The organism is Staphylococcus sp. B1(2026), from assembly GCF_058895785.1.
In genome coordinates, this window is record NZ_JBZXTS010000099.1 from 1 (window position 1) to 1,446 (window position 1,446).

At 32.2% G+C, this 1,446-nt stretch carries 2 protein-coding genes; both read right to left on the minus strand.

Annotation, left to right across the window (positions count from 1 at the left end; translation table 11 throughout):
- Positions 1–29: 29 nt before the first annotated feature.
- Positions 30–308, minus strand: a complete 279-nt coding sequence (locus AC5EAH_RS08090) for a YutD family protein (protein WP_493494270.1) — start codon at positions 306–308, stop codon at positions 30–32.
- 17 nt (positions 309–325) lie between these two features.
- Positions 326–1,342 (minus strand): lipoyl synthase, encoded by a 1,017-nt coding sequence (gene lipA, locus AC5EAH_RS08095; RefSeq protein WP_493494271.1) that lies wholly within the window; start codon positions 1,340–1,342, stop codon positions 326–328.
- Positions 1,343–1,446: the final 104 nt, after the last annotated feature.

Consider the following 1,446-nt stretch of genomic DNA (forward strand, 5'->3'; position numbering starts at 1 on the left):
ATTTTGAACTACGCAATAGATACAGCATATTATGACCTTTGTTTTTCTAAAATAAAATATCGACATCCAAAATTACAATACTCTAGTAAATAATCTTGAATGGCAGAAAAATGATTTTCTTGTGTTTGTTTCATTTTTTTATCTTTATAAAACCCTTTTAAACGTAACATATCTGCACCAATGTCACCTACAATATAATCATATTTTTCTAAAACTTCTGAACTATATCTGGCTTCAAAAGTTGCTAAATCAAAACCTTCTCTATAATTAACAATCAATTTATATTGATTATTATCTATTGTAATCATATATGTCACCTACTTTATTATTTGCGAAACATTGAAGTAAATCCTTCACTAGTATTTGTTTTAGTATTCGTTGACATAGCTGGTGCTTGTTGTTGCATTTCTGACAAAATAGCTTGTCGATGCTGTGCTGCATCAACTTGTTCATCAGCGTGATAACTACTACGAACTAATGGCCCCGCTTCACAATGTGTGAAACCTTTTTTCATGGCAATTTGTCTTAATTGACCAAACTCAATTGGACTGTAATATTTAATAACAGGTAAATGTTTATGTGAAGGTTGTAAGTATTGACCGATTGTTAAAATATTAACACCTACAGCTAATAAATCATCCATTGTTTCTTCTATCTCGGCTTGTGTTTCGCCTAAACCAATCATAATACTTGTTTTAGTTGGGATTTCTGGCCTGATTTGTTTACTCCATCTTAATACTTGAAGTGAACGTTCATATTTAGCACGCGAACGCACTCTTGGCGTTAAACGTCTTACTGTTTCAATATTATGATTGAAAATATTTGGCTGTGCACTTAATAAAGTAGCTACATTATTTTCTAAACCACCTAAATCAGATGGCAAGACTTCAATAGAAGTATCTGGACTTTTACGACGAATAGCACGTACCGTTTCAGCAAAAACTTGTGCACCACCATCACGTAAATCATCACGTGCAACCATTGTAATAACAACATGTTTCAATCCCATTAAAGCCACTGCATCAGCCACTCGTTCTGGTTCAGCTAAGTCTAGTTCTGTCGGCATACCTGTTTTAACCGCACAAAATCGACAAGCACGTGTACATATTCCCCCTAAAATCATAAATGTTGCCGTTTTTCTTTCAGACCAACATTCATGAATATTAGGGCATTTTGCTTCTTCACAAACTGTATGCAACTTTTTATCATTCACTAATTTTTTCAAAGCTGCATAGTTATCATTTGTGTTTATTTTTATTTTCAACCATTCAGGTTTTCTTAAATTAGAATTTTTATTTTTCTTTTTTTCAATAGATTGACGAAGTGTAGCTTTATCTATCAAGAGCTTCCTCTCCTTACTGTATGCTTATTTAATAGTAAGATTATATCATATATTATATCATATGAAAATAGTCCATAGTTTTGAATTAATTGCGATGTAGCCTA